This is a genomic window from Promicromonospora kroppenstedtii DSM 19349, assembly GCF_000515355.1.
In the GTDB taxonomy this organism is placed as follows: domain Bacteria; phylum Actinomycetota; class Actinomycetes; order Actinomycetales; family Cellulomonadaceae; genus Promicromonospora; species Promicromonospora kroppenstedtii.
Genome location: NZ_KI911643.1, coordinates 1 through 765, shown reverse-complemented (window position 1 = coordinate 765; position 765 = coordinate 1). Strand labels below are relative to the sequence as shown.

Below are 765 nucleotides of genomic sequence, written 5' to 3'. Positions count from 1 at the left end.
CGGCGAACGTCGTGGCGAGCGGGACGGAGAGGAGCACGAGAGCTCCCCACGCGACGAGCGAGGCGGGGCCCGCGACGCCGGCGGCCAGCGCCGGGAGCGAGATGACGCCGGTACCGAGCATGGCGCCGAGGGTGAGCGCCGCGCCCTGGGGGACGCTGAGACCGTTCTTCATGACCTAGAACCTAGGGTCGTAATGGACCGGCGAACGGGCCGATCCCGGGTCAGTCGTTCAGGCCGATCGGCGCCCGGGCCAGGGCCGCCGGGCTCACCGGCGCCGCCGCCGCCAGCTCGCGCAGGTGCAGCAGACCCGTCGTGGTCGCGATCGCGAAGACGCGGTCACCCGGGTTCAGCGGGCGGCCCTGCGACGGCTCGAACATGCGCCCGCCCCCGCCGCTCGAGTGGGTCACCGTGTCGAACGCCAGCAGGCGGCTGCGCGCCGCTCCGGGCTCGTCGAAGCTGACGTCGCTGCTGTGCGCGCCGTCGAGCGCGCTGCCGCGCTCGACCCGGATCTCGGCGAGCACCAGCACGCGGTCCCGGTACGGGATGGTGGCCTTGACCTCCTGGCCGATCATCGCGGCGGCGAAGGACGGCGCGGCGAGGAACGACGAGCTGAGCCCCACCGAGTCCGGGATCTCGCGCCGGATGCGCCGCGCGAGGTCGCGGTCGAACACGCGCAGCACCGTGCGCAGGCTCGGCGGCGCGTCCTTGGCCCGGGGGACCGAGCGGGCCGCGAAGCCGACCCCGATGGTCGTGGCGCCGCCGCTC

General features: G+C 75.2%; 1 protein-coding gene. It reads right to left on the bottom strand.

Annotation, left to right across the window (positions count from 1 at the left end; all coding sequences use genetic code 11):
- Positions 1-221: 221 nt before the first annotated feature.
- Positions 222-765 (bottom strand): potassium channel family protein (locus PROKR_RS34320; RefSeq protein WP_036962203.1); only part of this gene is annotated, 544 nt, incomplete at its 5' end.